General features: G+C 56.8%; 12 protein-coding genes. 2 read left to right on the top strand and 10 right to left on the bottom strand.

What is annotated here, in order from left to right:
• Nucleotides 1–39: 39 nt before the first annotated feature.
• The 6 genes from lysS to I5L79_RS01610 all read right to left on the bottom strand — a co-directional run bounded on the left by lysS (nucleotide 40) and on the right by I5L79_RS01610 (nucleotide 8,102).
• Nucleotides 40–1,602, bottom strand: coding sequence for a lysine--tRNA ligase (gene lysS, locus I5L79_RS01635; RefSeq protein WP_196953266.1), 1,563 nt, complete (start codon nucleotides 1,600–1,602; stop codon nucleotides 40–42).
• A 183-nt stretch (nucleotides 1,603–1,785) separates the two neighbouring features.
• Nucleotides 1,786–2,829, bottom strand: coding sequence for a hypothetical protein (locus I5L79_RS01630; protein WP_231402673.1), 1,044 nt, complete (start codon nucleotides 2,827–2,829; stop codon nucleotides 1,786–1,788).
• Between the two features lie 227 nt (nucleotides 2,830–3,056).
• Nucleotides 3,057–5,039, bottom strand: coding sequence for a carboxy terminal-processing peptidase (locus I5L79_RS01625; RefSeq protein WP_231402671.1), 1,983 nt, complete (start codon nucleotides 5,037–5,039; stop codon nucleotides 3,057–3,059).
• 384 nt (nucleotides 5,040–5,423) lie between these two features.
• Complete coding sequence (locus tag I5L79_RS23570) at nucleotides 5,424–6,236, bottom strand: hypothetical protein (protein ID WP_317191347.1); 813 nt, start codon at nucleotides 6,234–6,236, stop codon at nucleotides 5,424–5,426.
• A gap of 173 nt (nucleotides 6,237–6,409) precedes the next feature.
• Nucleotides 6,410–6,778 carry a hypothetical protein gene (locus I5L79_RS01615; protein ID WP_196953264.1) on the bottom strand — a complete coding sequence of 123 codons (369 nt, stop codon included), beginning with the start codon at nucleotides 6,776–6,778 and terminating at the stop codon, nucleotides 6,410–6,412.
• Nucleotides 6,779–6,905: 127 nt separating this feature from the next.
• Nucleotides 6,906–8,102: a proline dehydrogenase family protein gene (locus I5L79_RS01610; RefSeq protein WP_196953263.1), complete on the bottom strand. Its 1,197-nt coding sequence runs from the start codon at nucleotides 8,100–8,102 to the stop codon at nucleotides 6,906–6,908.
• 364 nt (nucleotides 8,103–8,466) lie between these two features.
• On the opposite strand from I5L79_RS01610, the gene aroB reads away from it, so the two are divergent.
• Complete coding sequence (aroB, locus tag I5L79_RS01605) at nucleotides 8,467–9,510, top strand: 3-dehydroquinate synthase (protein ID WP_196953262.1); 1,044 nt, start codon at nucleotides 8,467–8,469, stop codon at nucleotides 9,508–9,510.
• 66 nt (nucleotides 9,511–9,576) lie between these two features.
• The gene (locus I5L79_RS01600) at nucleotides 9,577–10,851 is read left to right on the top strand and encodes a 3-phosphoshikimate 1-carboxyvinyltransferase (protein WP_196953261.1); all 1,275 of its coding nucleotides are present in this window, start codon (nucleotides 9,577–9,579) and stop codon (nucleotides 10,849–10,851) included.
• A 62-nt stretch (nucleotides 10,852–10,913) separates the two neighbouring features.
• Here the strand turns inward: I5L79_RS01600 and I5L79_RS01595 are convergent, their stop codons facing one another.
• The 4 genes from I5L79_RS01595 to I5L79_RS01580 form a co-directional block, all read right to left on the bottom strand.
• On the bottom strand, nucleotides 10,914–11,717 hold the full coding sequence (locus tag I5L79_RS01595; protein ID WP_231402669.1) for an ABC transporter substrate-binding protein: 804 nt from the start codon (nucleotides 11,715–11,717) through the stop codon (nucleotides 10,914–10,916).
• Nucleotides 11,718–11,780: 63 nt separating this feature from the next.
• The gene (locus tag I5L79_RS01590; RefSeq protein ID WP_196953260.1) at nucleotides 11,781–12,851 is read right to left on the bottom strand and encodes a M42 family metallopeptidase; all 1,071 of its coding nucleotides are present in this window, start codon (nucleotides 12,849–12,851) and stop codon (nucleotides 11,781–11,783) included.
• A 328-nt stretch (nucleotides 12,852–13,179) separates the two neighbouring features.
• A complete protein-coding gene (locus tag I5L79_RS01585; RefSeq protein WP_196953259.1) occupies nucleotides 13,180–14,745 on the bottom strand; it encodes an acyl-CoA carboxylase subunit beta in 1,566 nt (521 codons plus the stop codon).
• Between the two features lie 652 nt (nucleotides 14,746–15,397).
• Nucleotides 15,398–17,995, bottom strand: coding sequence for an ATP-dependent Clp protease ATP-binding subunit (locus I5L79_RS01580; protein ID WP_196953258.1), 2,598 nt, complete (start codon nucleotides 17,993–17,995; stop codon nucleotides 15,398–15,400).
• Between the last annotated feature and the right edge of the window lie 112 nt (nucleotides 17,996–18,107).

Below are 18,107 nucleotides of genomic sequence, written 5' to 3'. Positions count from 1 at the left end.
GATTAACGCAGGAGGCTTTTTGATTTTCGGCTTGATAACCTATGCAGGCTCTTCCGATTTAGGCGCGTTTTCCGACTTGGTAAATTCCGGTTTCATCTGCGGGAAAAACAGCACGTCCTGGATGGAGTTGGAGTTGGTCATGATCATGCTCAGCCGGTCGATGCCGATGCCCAGGCCTGCCGTGGGCGGCATGCCGTACTCCAGGGCCCGCAGGAAGTCCTCGTCGAGCACCATGGCTTCGGTGTCGCCGCGCTTGCCCAGCTCCAGTTGGTCTTCGAAGCGCTGACGCTGGTCGATGGGGTCATTCAGCTCGGAAAAGGCGTTGCAGATTTCCTTGCCGTTGCAGATGGCCTCGAACCGCTCCACCAGGCCCGGCTTTGAGCGGTGCTTCTTGGCCAGCGGCGACATTTCCACCGGGTAGTCGGTGATGAACGTGGGCTGAATCAGCTTGGGCTCCACATGCTCCCCAAAGATTTCGTCGATAATCTTGGCCTTGCCCATGCTGGGGTCGAGCCCGACTTTCAGGTCTTTTGCCGCCACGCGTAGTTCTTCCTCGCTTTTGCCGTCGATGTTCAGGCCAGTGAAGTGCTCAATGGCCTCGGCCATTGTGAAGCGCTTCCAGGGGCGCTGGAAGTTGATGAGGTTCTGGCCGACCTGCACCTCGGTTTTGCCGTGCAGAGCCAGGGCCACGCGCTCCACCATTTCCTCCACCAGATCCATCATCCAGTAGTAGTCCTTGTAGGCTACGTACAGCTCCATCTGGGTGAACTCGGGGTTGTGAAACCGGCTCATGCCCTCGTTGCGGAAGTCCTTGCTGAACTCGTACACCCCGTCGAAGCCGCCTACGATAAGGCGCTTCAGGTACAGCTCGTTGGCAATGCGCAGGTACAGCGTCATGTCCAGCGTATTGTGGTGCGTTTTGAAGGGGCGGGCGGCGGCGCCCCCATACAAGGGCTGCAAAATGGGTGTTTCCACCTCCAGATAACCCTTGTCGTTGAGGTAGTTGCGCATAGCCTGCACCAACTGGGTACGCTTCACAAAGGCGTCGCGCACGTGCGGGTTCACCACCAGGTCCACGTACCGCTGGCGGTAGCGCATTTCCGGGTCAGTTAGGCCGTCGTACACCACTTCTTCGCCCGTTTCCTCGTCCCGCCGCGTTTTCACCACGGGCAGCGGCCGCAGGCTCTTGCTCAATAGCTTGAACTCGGTAACGTGAATGGACGTCTCGCCCACCTGCGTCTTGAACACGTGGCCTTTCACGCCCACGAAGTCACCCAGATCCACGAGCTTCTTGAAGACCACGTTATAGAGCGTCTTGTCTTCGCCGGGGCAGATTTCGTCGCGGTTGATGTAAAGCTGAATGCGGCCCGAGGCGTCCATTAGCTCCGCAAACGAAGCCTTACCCATCACCCGCACCGACATCAGACGGCCGGCCAGGCTTACTTCCTGGAAGTTGTTGAGCTCCGGGTGGTAGTTATCCTGGATTTCCTGGGCGTAGAAGTTCACGTCGAACAGCTCCGACGGGTAGGGCTCGATGCCGAGCTTCTGCAACTCGTCGAGCTTGTTGCGGCGAATAATTTCCTGTTCGCTGAGGTGGTGCATGAGAAGGTAGGTCGTTGAATAAGCCTGCAAAGGTACACACTGGCAGCCACGCGCCATATGTATTTCAGCAAGCACCCTAAACAGTAGTTCCAAGTGGGATTGGTAAATAACGCACAAGCAAAAAACGCTGCCCCAGCGGAGCAGCGTTTTGGTCTATATGAAGTAAGGGAACCATAGCAGTCGTTAAGCTGCAATACCCATTTGCGCTTCGGGCAATGTATCGGTGAGCAGCGGCCGCACCTGGTTGCGCAGGCGGTTTTCCACGAATGTATGCTGCAGGTGCTTAGGTAGTTCGGCCACCAGCTGCTCATACCGTTCCAGGCCCATAGCCTTGGCCACGTAGCTTTCGTGCAGCCCATTGAGGTAGCTCACGATGTTGAGCAGCGACTGGTGGAAAAGCTTGAAGTCAATTTCTGCTTCCACGTAGCGTTCAATCTCGCGGCTGGTCTGCGAAATGCGCAGGCGGCCCAGCAGATCGAAGATGGTGGTGTAACCCAGGCGCCAGGTAATCTGCTGCCAGTGTGTGGCCGTCCACTTATCCAGGGGCTTGCCGGTTTTCTGGCTGCGAATGGCGGTGTTGGCGTTGGCTTGCACCTGCTGGCGCGTTTGCTGGGCTTTCAGCTTGCGCGTGGTGCGCAGGAACTGGCCAATCTGAGCCTGGGCTTCGATTTCCTTGCCGGCAATGTGCAGGCCTGGCTTGTAGCCCGCCAGCGGTAGCCGATGAATGCTGAAGTCACCGTAGGCACCGGCCGCGTAAAACGAAATTGGGCGTGGGTAGGCATTACGCACCACCAGGCGGCCCACTTCTCGCCGGATCAGCGAAGGGTTGTTGCTACGCACCCCAGCCGTGTACAGGAAGGCCTGCAATCCAGCCATGATGGCGTGGTAAGCCTGCGGAAACGTCCAGTGCAGGGCATTGCGCAGGTAATCCTCGTCGCCCAGCTCAGCCGTAGCCCTCAAGGCGTATTCCGTGCTCCACGAAGCGTGCAGCAAGCGGGTTACCGCCTGCAGATCAGGTTCCGTCAGCTCAGCCTGGTGGGCCCGGAAGAAGGGGAGGTGCTGCAACCCACCCAGCGCGTCGTCGCCCTCTTGGATGTGGTAGTTGATTGCGAAGAAGTAATTAAGGAAAACCTGGGCCGGAATGGATTTGCGCCAGGTTTCCTCGGCTTGTTTCTGCTCATCCGTCAGAACCAGCGGAATGATGTTGTTTTCCATGTTCTCTGTCATGCTAAGTAAACAGCGCAAGATAAAAAACAGTTGCTTGTTTGCTAAAAATATTCGCAAGAAATACTAAAAATATATGCCTGTATTTCAGGTTGTTATATCAAAGGTGTGGGTGGCGGATGTCTTTCTATTGGTTGGGTTGTTTACTAACGAAAAAGCAGGGCCGTATTTCAACGAAAAGCCCTCAGCCTGAGTGGGCCGAGGGCTTAAACTTATAGGGCGAAAGAAGCTTACAACTGGTCTTTCATCACGGCTACCGCCTCCCGCAGGTCAATATCCGTTTTCAAGACTTTCGTGAAGCGGGCAGCGCGGTTTACCTTCACGGAGTCGGAGCCCAGGGCCTGTACGTCGGTAGCCAGCGGGGCAATGGCCAGCACCGGTGCGGCCTTTTTCATGGCCTCGTAACGGTCCGACTCGGCCTTGGCTTTTTCCTGCTCCAGGCGGAAGGTGGAGAGCTTCAGCGACAGGTTGGTGTCGTCTTTCCGCTTCCGCATGCGCTGTACCATTTCAGAAACCAGCTTGTATGATGGGCTGGCCGCAATACGGGCCTGGCTTTGAGCTTTCAGCTTATCGAGTGGTACTGAGGATGCTGCCCATGTCTTGTAGCGCGCCGGGCCGATTTCGTCCCACTTCAGTGCGTACTCCTGCTCTTTCTCGCCCTGGTCGAGGTAGCTAAGCGCATCGGGTAGAATAATGTCGGGTACTACGCCTTTAAACTGCGTGGAACCGCCGTTGATGCGGTAGAACTTCTGCATTGTGAGCTTCAGGGAGCCGAAAGGCTTGAGGCTGCCGAATTCGCTTAGCACGTCATCCAGATCTACTATCCGCTGCACGGTACCTTTGCCATAGGTGCTGGCCGAGCCCATAATCACACCGCGCTTGTAATCCTGAATAGCAGCAGCCAGGATTTCCGAGGCCGAAGCGCTATGCTTGTTTACCAGCACCACCAACGGACCGCTGTATTGCACGCGTGGGTCACGGTCGTTGAGCACGGTGGCGGAGCCCTGGCTACCTTTTACCTGCACCACCGGGCCGCTGTCGATGAACAGGCCGGTCATATCCACGGCATCCGGCAAGGAACCGCCGCCATTGTAGCGAAGGTCAAAGATTACTCCGTCCACATTTTCCTTCTTCAGCTTTTCCAGCTCCTTGCGCACATCGGCGGCGCTGCTGCGGCCCCCGTCGTCGTTGAAGTCAGCGTAGAAGATAGGCAGGCGCAGGTAGCCGATCTTCTTGCCATTATCGTTGATAACGGCCGACTGTGCGTAGGTTTCTTCCAATATTACCACGTCGCGGATAATCGGAATGACTTTGATGCTGGCGTCCGGCTTTTTCACCGTCAGGCGTACTTCCGAGCCTTTCTTGCCTCGAATCAGGGAAATAGCTTTATCCAAGCGCCAGCCTTCCACCGAAACCGGCTCGGCAGCGCCCTGGGCCACGCGCATAATTACGTCGCCCTTCTTCAGCTCGCCCTGGCGGTAAGACGCCGAGCCCGGCAGGATGTCATCAACTCTGATCTGGCCTTCCTGTTCTTTCAAGGTAGCCCCGATGCCTTCGAAGCGGCCCGTCATGCTCAGGTCAAAATCGGCCTTATCGCGCGGGGCAAAATATTCCGTATGCGGGTCGTAGGTGTTGGCAATGGCATTGGCGTACAGCGCAAACCGGTCGTTGGCATCCGTCTGCAGAATGTCACTGAACTTATCGTCGTAGTTTTTCAGTACCCGCTTGCGGGCTTCAGCCTCCATTTCGGCCGGTGTGCGTACGGGTTCCGGGGTAGTGGCTTTAGGGTCCTTTTTGGTTTGCGCATCCATCATCTCCGACATGCGCAGCATCGTTTCGTACTTGAGGTACTTGCGCCATTGCTCACGCTGCGCCGCTTTATCGACGGGGAAGGTGAGCTTATCGGAGTCCGTTTCCACCGATTCCTCCACCGTAAAGTCAAACGGCTTCGATAGAATGTCGCGGTAAAGCGTCTGCGCTTCCCTGGTGCGCTGCTCGATGAGCTGGCTGGTTACATCCAGAAACTCGTGGGTTCCCGCCCGCACCTGATCGTCGATAGAAGTCTGGTACTTGCGCAGACGGGCCACATCGGTTTGCAGCAGAAACATTTTATTGTAGTCTACCCGCTTCAGCGCCAAGTCAAATACCCGCTTCGAGAAATTATCGTCTATTTTCTCGGGCTGGTAGTGAGCCTGGGTAAGGCCCTGCAGCATAGCCTTGATCAATAGCTCATCCTTCTGGGGAACTGGCGTATTGTTCCTTCTATTGTACAATTTATAGGAAGCCAGCACGAACACAGCTGAAACCAAAAAGGCGTACAAACCTATTTTTAATCGGAATGATGACATGAATCCGAGGGGTAAAGAGTCCTAAACAAATATACGCAAAAGCGTATGCAAAAGGCTGCCCAAACGAAAGGTTAGTGCTATCTGATTTGGTTAACAGGAGAACGTGCTTTTTGCTTCTTTAAGTGCCCGGCTGCTTGCTGTAGGGCACGTTAAAGAATCAGGCTGCAGGCACCCTTCATTTGACCAACAAAAAGAACCGCCCCTCTCCAGAGAGGAGAGGGGCGGTTCTGTAAGATACCAATCTATAGCTTAGCTATAGATACGGTCACCGTTGTGGCGGCGGAACTCGCTTTCGAAGTAGCGGGCATCTTCCTCGTTACGAGGTTTAACACCCATTACGATACCGCCATTCTTGATGTCGCTTTCATACTCAGCGGCACGGTCCTCAGGAATGCCCGAGCCTACCAAAGCGCCTACGAGGCCACCCGTCAGGCCACCAGCACCGGCACCAGCCAGCGCAGCAGCAATAGGACCAGCAATGATCAGGCCCAGGCCTGGGAGAGCAACCGACGTACCGATGGCAGCAATAGCACCAATTACGGCGCCAGCAGTACCACCAATGGCGGAGCCTACACCAGCGCCTTCCATGGCTTTATCACCAAGGTCGGTATCAGGCGTATGGTCGCCGAAGTGCGTCTTGCGGGTATCGTCCGACATGAGCAGGTTCACATCGTCCTTGGAATAGCCACGCGAAGAGAGGGAGCTATAGGCACGTTCTGCGCTTTCACGGTCGCGGAAAGTAGACGTCAGCACACGAGGGCCCGAAGTGTTCTGGTAAGGCTGGCCAGTTACAGCGTGAGCTGCTTCATCGGTAGCATTCTGTACGGCATCAATGCCACGGCCTACCACTGCACCGGCAGTGCCAGCAACTGCGGCACCTTTAGCCGTTGCGCTGTAGTCGTCGCCGCCAATAGAACCTGAGCCCGTGCTGGAGTTGCCCAGGTTGCCGCTCGAAGTTGTATTAGCACCGGTACCATAGCCCGTACCAGCCGAGCCGGTGCCGTAGTTAGAGCCTGAACCAGTACCAGTATTTTGGGGGTTGTTCGATTCGTTGGTATTCATGGGAAGTGGGAGTTAAGAGTACTTGAATGGGATGAGAACCAGTGCCTGAACACCGGCGAATCTCAACGTGGGATTCGAGTAGCTTAACGGCCTACCTCAACGGGAGGTTACAAATGAAGTGAGTAAATGCCTAAATTCTATTAGAATGGTTATATTAGATATTGCAAATATTTTTAGGCGAATTGCTGATAATTAGCCTCATCCTGCCAGAATTCGCGGCATTGCCGGCGCAGGTTGGTTAGGAAAGCCTCATCCTGTTTCAGGGTGCGCCATTCGCCCAGGCCCAGCCGCTCACAGAGCTTAAAGAACTGGTCGCCCTGGCCTTTCGAGCCTTTTACCTTTACCAGGCAGCTAAGCAGGGGCCGGTCCGCCGCAAATTCGGTTTCGGAAATTTCGGCCAGAATCTCGTTCAGGCGCGACTTTTCGTGGGAAATCTCCAGATTGAATCCTAGCTCGGCCTCCTGCACTAAGTTCAAATAGCTGGTGGTACCTACCTGGGTGCGGGCAAACTTGATTAAGTGTCTGCGTACTCGGCCGTTCATACAAAAAGGGGGAAAAGAAACAATGTAAGGGGAATGGGATGCGGAAAGTACAAAAAAAAGCCACTGTAGCAGCTATTAGCTGCCGCAGCGGCAAATTCAGTGCTGGAATGCAGGCAGCTTCAGCACGCTACGCCTGCGGCCGCTTTCGGCGCGCCATTTCTTTCTGAATCAGCAGAAACTCACGGCTGCTCTGGCCGGAAATGGCGGTATTCTCATCGGCGCGGCGCAGGAGGTAGGGCATCACGGCTTCTACTGGACCGTAAGGAACATACTTGGCCGTGTTGTAGCCGGCGTTGGCCAGGTTGTAAGTGAGGTTGTCGCTCATACCATAGAGCTGCGCAAACCACACGCGCTGGTCATCGGACTGTAGGTTGTTTTGCTGCATAAGCTGGGTGAGCAGCAGGGAGCTGGCCTCGTTATGAGTGCCGGCGCAGATGCTGATGCGGTCGGCGTGCTCCACACAGTAACGCAGGGCCTCATCATACAGGTCGTCGGTGGCGTTTTTGGTGGGGTTGATGGGGTTAGTATAGCCGCGCTGGGCAGCTACGCGCGCTTCCTTCTCCATGTAAGCCCCGCGCACCAGCTTGCCCCCCAGGAAATAGCCTTCCCGCAGAGCCGTAGCGTAGGCTCGCTTGATGGCGTCGAGCCGGTCGTGGCGGTAAAGCTGATAGGTGTTCCAGACAATGGCCGACTCTTTATTGTAGCGGGCCATCATGCCGTAGGTAAGCTGGTCGATGGTTTCCTGAAACCAGCTTTCCTCCGCATCCACGAATACCCGCACCCCATAGCGGTGGGCCTGGGCGCAGATAGCGTCTACGCGGGCCTGAGCGCGGCTGTAGCGGGCCTGCTCGTCGGCCGATAGGGCCTGACCGGCCTGCACCTTTTCCAGAATGCTGCTGTCGGCTACGCCCGTGACTTTGAAGACCGAAAAGGGAATGTGCGAGGAGCGGTGGGCCAGCTCGATAGTGGCCAGAATTTCGTCGCGGGTACGGTCAAAGCTTTTTTCGTCGCCTTCCCCTTCCACCGAGTAGTCGAGGATAGTTCCAATATGATAGCGGCCCAACTCCTGAATGACGGGCATACACTCGTGAATAGTTTCGCCCCCGCAGAACTGCTCAAAGATGGAGTGCTTGATCAGAAATTTGGAGCCCGGCAAACTCCATTTCAGCGCCGTTTTCATCAGGCCGCCGCCCGTTTTCACCAGCACATTATTGTTCATGGCCGCAAACAGCGCATACATCTTGCGCAGGTCGCCATCCGATTTGGAGGCAAAGGCCACGGCCGTATCTTCGAACGAAATGGGGGGAGCTTGGGTGGGGGGCATGCAGGCAGGCGTTTTAAGCGAAGTCGGGTGGACCATGCAAAGGTGCAGCAAAGATAACCGGTAAACCTCTTCCACGCTTTGCCGTCTCGGCTCCAGGAGGCTATTCATTGATGAAGTTGGTTCGGAGCAGCGCTTGCCGGCATTTAGTGGAAGCATACTGCATATAGTATGCGGGGCCAGCATCTTGCTGGGCTGACCAGGTTAGGAGCAACTTTGGAAAAACATACTATGTGCAGTTGCTCTTCAGAGAACTTTCATCGGATAAGAGCCCGGTAGCCATTGTAGCAAGTGCCTTCCCGGCTACTTGGGTGTGAAGCGGGAGCATGTACCTTTACCGCGCACCCGCTACGGGGTGGCTATCCTGATGAACGAAGAAACCATTTTCATTGGCCCCGAGGCCCTGCCCGCCCTGCAGACGCTGTTGGTGCGGCCCACTGTGAGCCGCGTGTTTGTGCTGGTGGATGCCAACACGCGGCGCTGGTGCTACGACGTGCTGCGGCCTTACCTGCCCGAAAATCACCACATCATTGAAATTGCGGCGGGTGAGGAGTACAAAACCCTGGCTTCCTGCGAGGCCGTGTGGAGCCAGCTGACCGAGGAGCGCACCGACCGGCACGCGGTGCTGGTGAACCTGGGCGGGGGCGTGGTAACGGACCTGGGCGGCTTTTGCGCCGCGTTGTACAAGCGCGGTATCCGGTTTGTGCAGGTGCCCACCACGCTGCTAGCGCAGGTAGATGCCAGCGTGGGCGGCAAAACCGGCGTCGATTTTCAGGGCTTCAAAAATCAGATTGGCGTGTTTCAGGAGCCGACGGCCGTTTGCATCGAGCCGCGCTTTCTGCTAACCCTGGAGCCACGCCAGCTCAAGGCCGGCTACGCCGAGGTGGTAAAACACTGGCTTATTGCCGATGCCAAGGCGTTTGCCCGCAACCGCCGCCTGGGCATTTTCACCGATGATTGGACGCCTATTATTCGCGAGTCGGTGGACCTCAAACAGCGCATTGTCGCCCAGGATCCGCTGGAAAGCGGGCTGCGCAAGCTGCTCAACTTCGGGCATACAGTGGGTCACGCCCTGGAAAGCTACTTGCTCACGCAGCCGGGCCGCGAAATCCTGCACGGCGAGGCCGTAGCAGCCGGCATGATCTGCGAAACCTGGCTGAGCTACCACCGGGGCCTGCTCTCCGCTGAGGAACTGGATCAGGTGGAAACCTTCCTGTTTACAGTGTTCGAGAAAGTGCAGTTCATCACCCTGGAAACCGAAGCCATTGCCGAATTTGCGCTCCAGGACAAGAAAAACGCGGGCACCACCATCAACTGCACCCTGCTCAAAGGCCTCGGCCACGGCGTGTTCGACCAGCCCGTGACATTAACCGACATTGCCGATTCGCTCCGCTACTATCACCGGCTCTAACTCTACTTTGACTTTCGTCTTGACTGTTTACCTACGCCGGCTGCCGGGCGGCGATTTTTCTTTCGCATGACTGCTTTATCTGCTTCTGTTTCTCTTACCTGGCCTGGGGGCCCGCTGCGTGGTACGGCGCAGGTGCCGGCTTCCAAAAGTGAAAGCAACCGCGCCCTTATCATTCAGGCCCTGGCCGAGGGTGGTCAGCTCGCCAACCTTTCCGATGCCAACGACACCCAGCTGATGCAGCGCCTGCTGCAGGAAAAGGACGCCGCTACGTTTGATGCGGAGGATGCGGGCACGGTGATGCGCTTTCTGACGGCCTACCTGGCCATGACGGGGCGTCAGACCGAACTGCGCGGCACGGCCCGCATGCACGAGCGTCCTATTGCGGTGCTTGTTGATGCGTTGCGGCAGCTGGGCGCCCGCATCGAGTATCTGGGTGAGGAGGGCTATCCGCCCATGCGCCTGCTGGGCCGCACGCCCCAGCCGGCTACCGAAGAAGCCGACTTTACGGAGCTGACGGTGCGCGGCGACATCAGCAGCCAGTACATTTCAGCGCTGTTGATGGTGGGCCCCATGCTGCCGCACGGCCTGCGCATTTGGCTCACAGGCAAAGTAGGCTCCCGGCCCTATATCCGCATGACGCTAGCGCTGATGCGCCACTTCGGAGCCCACTGCCGCGACTTAGGCGAGGTGCTGGAAGTAAGGCCGGAGCCCTACCAGCCCACCAACTACACCGTGGAAGGCGACTGGTCGGCGGCCAGCTACTGGTACGCTATGGTCGCCTTGGCGCCGGCCGGCTCCCACCTTACGCTACCTACTTTGCGCCGTCATTCCTGGCAGGGCGACCAAGCCATAGTAGGCATTATGGAAAAGCTGGGGGTACAAACCGAGTTTCTGGCCGATGAAACCGTCCGGCTCACGCAGATTGCCCCGGCTGCCAGCCTCGCTCAGGACTTCACCGACTGCCCCGACCTGGCTCAGACCGTGGCTGTGTTGGCCGCCGCGCTGGGCGTGCCCACCGAAATGACGGGCCTGGAAAGCCTGCGCATCAAGGAAACCGACCGAATTGCGGCCTTGCAAAACGAGTTGGCCAAATTTGGCGGGGCGCTGACCGATGCGGGCGAAGGCGTGTTCCGGGTAGCGGCGGAAAACTTCCGCGTGGCTGGGCAAACTGTAGCCACCTACCATGACCACCGCATGGCTATGGCATTTGCTCCCCTGGCCTTGCGCGGCCCGCTCACCATTCAGGCGCCTCAGGTAGTGCGCAAGTCATATCCCCAGTTCTGGCGCGAGCTCGAAAAAACCGGGTTCACAACGGACCCTGCCCCGGCGCCGGTATTCTAAAGCCAGGTATGCAATAACCCTACAAAGCCGCCCGTCAGCATCTGACAGGCGGCTTTGTAGGGTTACTGGGCTCGAAGTTGGCGGAGGTAGACGGCCGAGTGCTGCAAACGGCTTCCGTACCAGCTAAACAACTCACCGTCGACGACGCGTATGCTCGCTGTAGGGCAGATAGCCTGAAACTCGGCCAGATGCTTCTCGCTAAAGGGGTAGGGCTCCGAAGACAGCAGGATGTGTTGCGGGGCAGCAGCCTGCAGCTGCTCGGCTGAAACCTCTGGGTAGCGGGTGACTTGACCAAATACATTTTCATAGCCGGCGCGCGTCAGCATATCATCAATGAACGTTCCGCCTGCGGCCACCATGTAGGGCGCCCGCCAGATAAAGTAAGCGGCCGTTTCGGTGTTTGCCGGGAGGGGCAGGGCTTCAAAGGACGTATCAATAGAGGCAGCCAGCTCTGCAGCGGCTTCTGGGCAGCCCGTCAGCAGGCCCACCCGCCGAATCATGTCCAGCGCATCGGGCAAGTTACTGATGTCGCTCATCCAGACAGGGTGGCGGGCCGCCAGCTGCTCAATACCTTCCTGATAATTTTCTTCTTTGTTGCCCAGAATCAAATCCGGCTGCAGCGCGTCAATGGCTGCAAAGTGGAAGTTCTTGGTGCCGCCAATAACCTCGGCTTGTTTGCGGGCCTCGGCGGGGTGCAGGCAAAACTTCGTCACGCCAACCACCCGGTTGCCGAGACCCAGGTCAAACAACAACTCGGTCTGGGACGGTACCAATGACACAATCCGCTGCGGAGGAAAAGGCACGGCTACGCGCCGGTTCATTTGGTCGGTAACGGTCAGAGGCGGCAGGATAGCGGGCAGTTGCATAGCGACGAAACAACAGAAAAGGCTGACCTGCAGGGTCAGCCTTTTCTGAGCGGGTTAAATGGCTTACTTGAAGTAGCGAAAGTCGTGCTTGTCTTCAATGCGCAGCAGCGTCTCGTAGATGAGCTTGGTTACGCTCTCCACGTCCTCTTTATGCACCGTCTCCACGGTGGTGTGCATGTACTTCAGCGGCAATGAAATGAGAGCTGAAGCTACGCCGGCGCCGGAATAAGCAAAGGCGTCGGTGTCGGTGCCGGTGGCGCGGGTGGCGGCGGCACGCTGGAAAGGAATTTCCGCTTTCTGGGCGGTTTCAATGATCAGGTCGCGCAGGTTGTTTTGCACGGCCGGGCCATAGGTGATGACAGGCCCTTTGCCGCAGAAAATGTCGCCCGAAGTCTTCTTTTCGTACATCGGCGACTGGGTGTCGTGGGTTACGTCGGTGATGATGGCCACGTCGGGCTTGATGCGGTGGGCAATCATTTCGGCCCCACGCAGGCCAATTTCCTCCTGCACCGCATTCACGATGTAAAGGCCGAAGGGCAGCTTTTTGCCGTTCTCCTTAAGCATGCGGGCTACTTCGGCAATCATGAAGCCGCCCACGCGGTTGTCCAGCGCCCGGCCCACGTAGAACTTGTCGTTGAGCACCATAAACTCGTCCTCGAACGTGACGACGGAGCCCACGTGAATGCCCATCTGCTCTACTTCTTCCTTGCTGGAAGCGCCGCAGTCCAGGAATACGGTTTCGATGGTGGGCGCTTTATCCTGTTCTACTTTGCGCACGTGAATGGCCGGCCAGCCGAACACGGCCTTCACAATGCCTTTGCTGGTGTGGATGTTCACCCGCTTGCTGGGGGCCACCAGCGGGTCGGAGCCGCCGTTGCGCCGCAGATACAGAAAGCCCGATTCCGTGATGAAGTTAACGAAGTAGCTGATTTCGTCGGCGTGGGCCTCAATCACCACTTTATATTCGGCTTCCGGATTTACCACGCCCACTACCGTGCCGTAGGTATCCACGAAATACTCGTCGATGTAGGGCTTGATATAGTCGAGCCAGATTTTCTGGCCTTCTTTCTCGAAGCCAGTAGGCGAGGGGTTGTTGAGGTATTTCTGAAGAAACTCGAAGCTTTCTGGACGCATTTTGCCTGCAAAAAATTAGGAAATCAGGTTTTTTATAAGCCTAACAGCAAAGAACACCGCCAAAACATTTACGGCTATTACTACTACCCAGAGTGCTACTTGCCAATTCCAGAAGCTGATAAATACTCCCAGTGCATTGATGCAGGCCGCGGAAAAAGCAAAGCCATAGCCGACTTTTCCTATTGAATAAGACCGTTCATCGGAAAACCCTAGTACCCCAAGGATGGCAGGAATAAGCCGGGTATACCTAAAGACAAGTCCTATTGCTAGTGTAAGAACGACGCCAACTACAAAAATCAGGCTTGGGTTTAGTTGCATACAGGCCTCCCTACAACGGAATGTTGCCGTGCTTCTTACGGGGCAGGGTGGCCACTTTGTTTTCCAGCATCTTAAACGCGCGGATCAGCTTCTGGCGCGTTTCGGAAGGCAGAATCACTTCATCTATAAACCCGTGGTGAGCGGCCCGATAAGGCGTAGCAAACTTTTGCTGGTAGTCATCCACCTTCTCCTGCAGCTTGGCTTCGGGGGCTTCGGCCTGGGCAATTTCCCGTTTGAAGATGATTTCGGCCGCGCCTTTGGCGCCCATTACGGCAATTTCAGCCGTGGGCCAAGCGTAGTTCATATCCGCCCCAATGTGCTTGCTGTTCATTACGGCATAGGCGCCGCCGTAGGCTTTGCGGGTAATGACGGTGATGCGCGGTACGGTAGCTTCGCAGAAGGCATACAGCAGCTTGGCTCCGTTGGTGATAATGCCGCGCCATTCCTGCTCAGTGCCGGGCAGAAAACCGGGTACGTCTTCCAGCACCAGCAGCGGAATATTGAAGGAGTCGCAAAAGCGCACGAAACGCGCGGCTTTGGTGGAGGCATTGATATCGAGCACCCCGGCCAGTACTGCGGGCTGGTTGCCCACAATACCAATGCTACGCCCGCCTAATCGGGCAAATCCAACGACAATATTCTCGGCAAAGTTTTCGTGCACTTCCAAAAAGGAGTCAGCGTCGATGATGCCCGCAATTACTTCGCGCATATCGTAGGGCTGATTGGGGTTTTCGGGCACGATGCTGTCCAGCAGGGGGCGCAACTCATCCGCCGGCTCGTAGGGGAGGGCCGGGGCCGTTTCTTCGCAGTTCTGCGGCATATAGCTCAGTAGCTGCTTGAGCCGGGTAATGCAGGCAATTTCGTTGGCGCAGGCAAAGTGCGTAACGCCGCTACGGCTTGAGTGCGTGTTGGCTCCACCCAGCTCCTCGCTGGTAACGCTTTCGTGGGTTACCGTTTTCACTACGTTTGGCCCGGTCACGAACATATAGCTCGTGTTTTCGACCATCAGGATAAAGTCGGTAATGGCAGGGGAGTAGGCTGCGCCGCCCGCGCACGGCCCCATAATGGCCGAGAGTTGCGGTATCACGCCCGAGGCCAGGGTATTCTTGTAGAAGATATCGGAATAGCCCGCCAAACTAAGCACGCCTTCCTGGATACGCGCTCCACCAGAGTCGTTGAAGCCAAGGAGTGGCGCCCCGTTCTGGAGGGCCAGATCCATGATTTTAACAATCTTGTTGGCGTAGGTTTCGCTTAGCGAGCCGCCAAATACTGTGAAATCCTGCGAGAAAACGTATACCAGCCGGCCATTGACGGTGCCGTATCCCGTCACGACCCCATCGCCGAGGTAGTATTCCTTGTCGAGGCCAAAGTCCTTGGTGCGATGCATCACGAATTTGCCGATTTCTTCAAAGGAGCCTTCATCCAGCAGTAGATCAATCCGCTCCCGGGCCGTGAGCTTGCCTCTTTTGTGCTGAGCATCAATGCGGTCCTGGCCGCCACCAAGCAGGGCTTCAGCGTTTTTACGGGCGAGAATTTCGGTTTTGCTTAGTTGGGCTTCAGCGTGTAGATCGGACATACGAGGTGGGGCAGATGTATTGAAAAGGGCAAGTTAGTCAGGCGCCAAAGGTAATGCCCGGCCATAGAAAAGCCGCACCTAAATTTGGGCACGGCGGCTTTCTTCTCTGGCTGTTGAATACGGTCCGTTAGCTAGGATCTGTTCCCGTAATCACCACTTTCCCCGTCTTACGATCTAGCTCAGCGTATGTCCGCTGGCCGACGAAAATGAATAGTATACCGGAGCTGAAAACAAGACGCCTAATAACCGGCGGGCCAACTACGCGGTTGCAGGCCTTCACTACGTTGGTAGTCCACAATACCTGTTGCTCGTGATAGGCTGTAATAGACTCTTTGTCGGCCGACACCCAGTACACTACGCCATCCAAGCCCTGCACACCCTGTAGCCGGGCAGATGGCTCAAAAGCCGGGGCAACTCCGGTTGCTACTGCGGGTTCTTGCCACAACAAGCTGGGGGTATAAGGCAGAGAGCTGGAAATTGCCTGGCCAGCACATGCGCCAGCCAGTAGCATTGCGGTTACGAATAACAGGCATCCACGAAACGGTATCATAGCAGCGTAAAAAATTTGCCCAGCGGGATTAGCTCCAGCAAGTAAACAAAAACGGCCGGCTCCCTTGCGGAAACCGGCCGTTTGTACTTGAAACCAAGAAGTCTACTTCTTGGCGTCCGCGTCGTCACCCGTTTCGGGCTTTTCAGCGGGCCGCTCGTCGCTGGCCAAGTTGGGTGCCTCACCGCTCTTGCTCACCGAGAACGTCAGCTCGTCTTTCCCAGCCTCGTAGTCGGCCGTGATGACGTCGCCCTGTACCACCTGAGCCTTCAGGATTTCCTCGGCAATCGGGTCTTCGATGTACTTCTGGATGGCCCGGTTGAGCGGACGTGCGCCGTATTTGGGATCGAAGCCTTTTTCGGCCACGAAGTCCTTGGCGGCTTCCGTCAGCTCTACGCGGTAGCCCAGCGTCTGCACCCGCGAGAGGAGCTTGCTGAGGCTGATGTCGATGATCTTGTGGATATCCGACTTCTCCAGGGAGTTGAAGACGATAACGTCGTCCAAACGGTTCAGGAACTCGGGCGAGAAGGTTTTGCGCAGGGCGTTGGTGATGGTGCCCTTCGTCAGCTCGTCCATGTTTTCCTGCCGGGCCTTGGTGCCAAAGCCGATGCCCGCGCCAAAGTCCGCCAGATCACGCGCCCCGATGTTGGAGGTCATGATGATGATGGTGTTGCGGAAGTCCACTTTGCGGCCCAGGCCGTCGGTCAGGATACCATCGTCGAGCACCTGCAGGAGCAGGTTGTACACGTCGGGGTGGGCCTTCTCGATTTCGTCGAGCAGAATCACCGAGTAGGGCTTGCGGCGGATTTTCTCCGTCAGCTGACCGCCTTCTTCGTAACCCACGTAGCCGGGAGGTGCGCCCACCAGGCGCGATACGCTGAATTTCTCCATGTACTCCGACATATCAATCCGCACCAGCGAATCTTCCTTGTCGAAGAGGTAGGTAGCCAGCACCTTCGCCAGTTCGGTTTTGCCTACACCCGTAGGGCCCAGGAATACGAACGAGCCGATGGGCTTCTTGGGGTCTTTCAAGCCCACGCGGGTACGCTGGATGGCTTTCACCAATTGCTTGATGGCCTTGTCCTGCCCTATTACCTTGCCCTGCAGCTCTTCGCCCATTTTCAGGAGCTTGGAGCTTTCGTTCTGGGCTACGCGGCTCACGGGAATACCGGTCATCATGGCAATAACCTCAGCCACGTTTTCCTCTTTCACGGTGTAGCGCTTCTTCTTGGTCTCCTCTTCCCAGTCCTTCTTGGCCTGGTCGAGCTGATCAATCAGCTTCTTCTCCGTGTCGCGCAGCTTAGCGGCTTCCTCGTATTTCTGCGACTTCACCACGCGGTTTTTCTCCACCTTGATGTTCTCAATCTGCTCTTCGAGCTTGAGAATATCCTCGGGCACCACAATGTTGTTGATGTGCACGCGGGCCCCGGCCTCGTCAAGAATGTCGATGGCCTTGTCGGGCAGGAACCGGTCCGACATGTAGCGGTCTGACAGCTTCACACAGGCCTCAATGGCCTTGTCGGTGTACACGACGTGGTGGTGGTCCTGGTACTTGTCTTTGATGTTGTGCAGGATTTCGATGGTTTCCTCGGGCGTGGTGGGGTCCACCATTACCATCTGGAACCGACGAGCCAGGGCGCCGTCTTTCTCGATATACTGCCGGTACTCGTCCAGCGTGGTAGCCCCGATGCATTGAATTTCGCCGCGGGCCAGGGCCGGTTTGAACATGTTGGAAGCGTCGAGCGAACCGGAAGCACCACCCGCGCCTACAATCGTGTGCAGCTCGTCAATGAACAGAATCACGTCGGGCGACTTTTCCAGCTCGTTCATCACGGCTTTCATGCGCTCCTCAAACTGGCCGCGGTACTTAGTGCCCGCTACCAGTGAGGCCAGGTCCAGCGTCACCACGCGCTTGTTGAAAAGCACGCGCGACACTTTTTTCTGGATGATGCGCAGGGCGAGGCCTTCGGCAATGGCCGTTTTACCTACGCCGGGCTCACCAATGAGGATGGGGTTATTCTTTTTGCGGCGGCTCAGAATCTGGGCTACTCGCTCAATCTCCTTTTCGCGGCCCACAATGGGGTCGAGCTTGTCGTCTTCGGCCAGCTTGGTCAGGTCGCGGCCGAAGTTGTCGAGCACCGGAGTGCGCGACTTCTCGCCGGGCTTCTTGGCGGCCGCGCTGCTGCCCGACTTCGAAGAAGAACCAAAGAGTTTGTCGTTGTCGTCGTCGTCGGTGTCAGAAGGACCGGCGGAGGGACCGGCGGCGTTGCCGCGGTAGTCGAGGGAGTCGCGCACTGCTTCGTAGTTAACGTTGAACTTGGCCAGAATCTGAGAAGAGATGTTGTCCTCATCGCGCAGAATGGAAAGCAGCAGATGCTCCGTGCCGATGATTTCGCTCTTGAAGATTTTGGCTTCCAGGTAAGTAATCTTGAGAACCTTCTCGGTCTGCTTTGTGAGCGGGATAGAGCCGGTGATGCTGGTGCCCTGAGTGGCCGTGTTGCGGGTAGCCTGCTCCAGCGCATACTTCAGCTCGTCCACGGAAATGCCCAGCTTTTTAAGCAAGCCGATGGCAGTGCCTTCGCCTTCGCGAATCATGCCCAGCAATAGGTGTTCGGTGCCAATATAGTCATGCCCGAGCCGGATGGCTTCCTCCCGGCTCAAGGATATAACCTCCTTGACTCGATTTGAGAATTTAGCTTCCATGCAGATAAGTAGTGAAGAAAAAGGGAAACCCGCAAGTGATACGCCGCGGCGGACGAAAAGCGGGCCGGGCCGCCGCTACCTGAAAACAGGCAAATACGGGCCAGGGTTCGGA

The organism is Hymenobacter guriensis (genome assembly GCF_015773195.1).
GTDB classification, from domain to species: Bacteria; Bacteroidota; Bacteroidia; order Cytophagales; family Hymenobacteraceae; genus Hymenobacter; species Hymenobacter guriensis.
The sequence above is the reverse complement of the archived record's forward strand: the minus strand, read 5'-3'. Positions and strand labels throughout refer to the sequence as shown.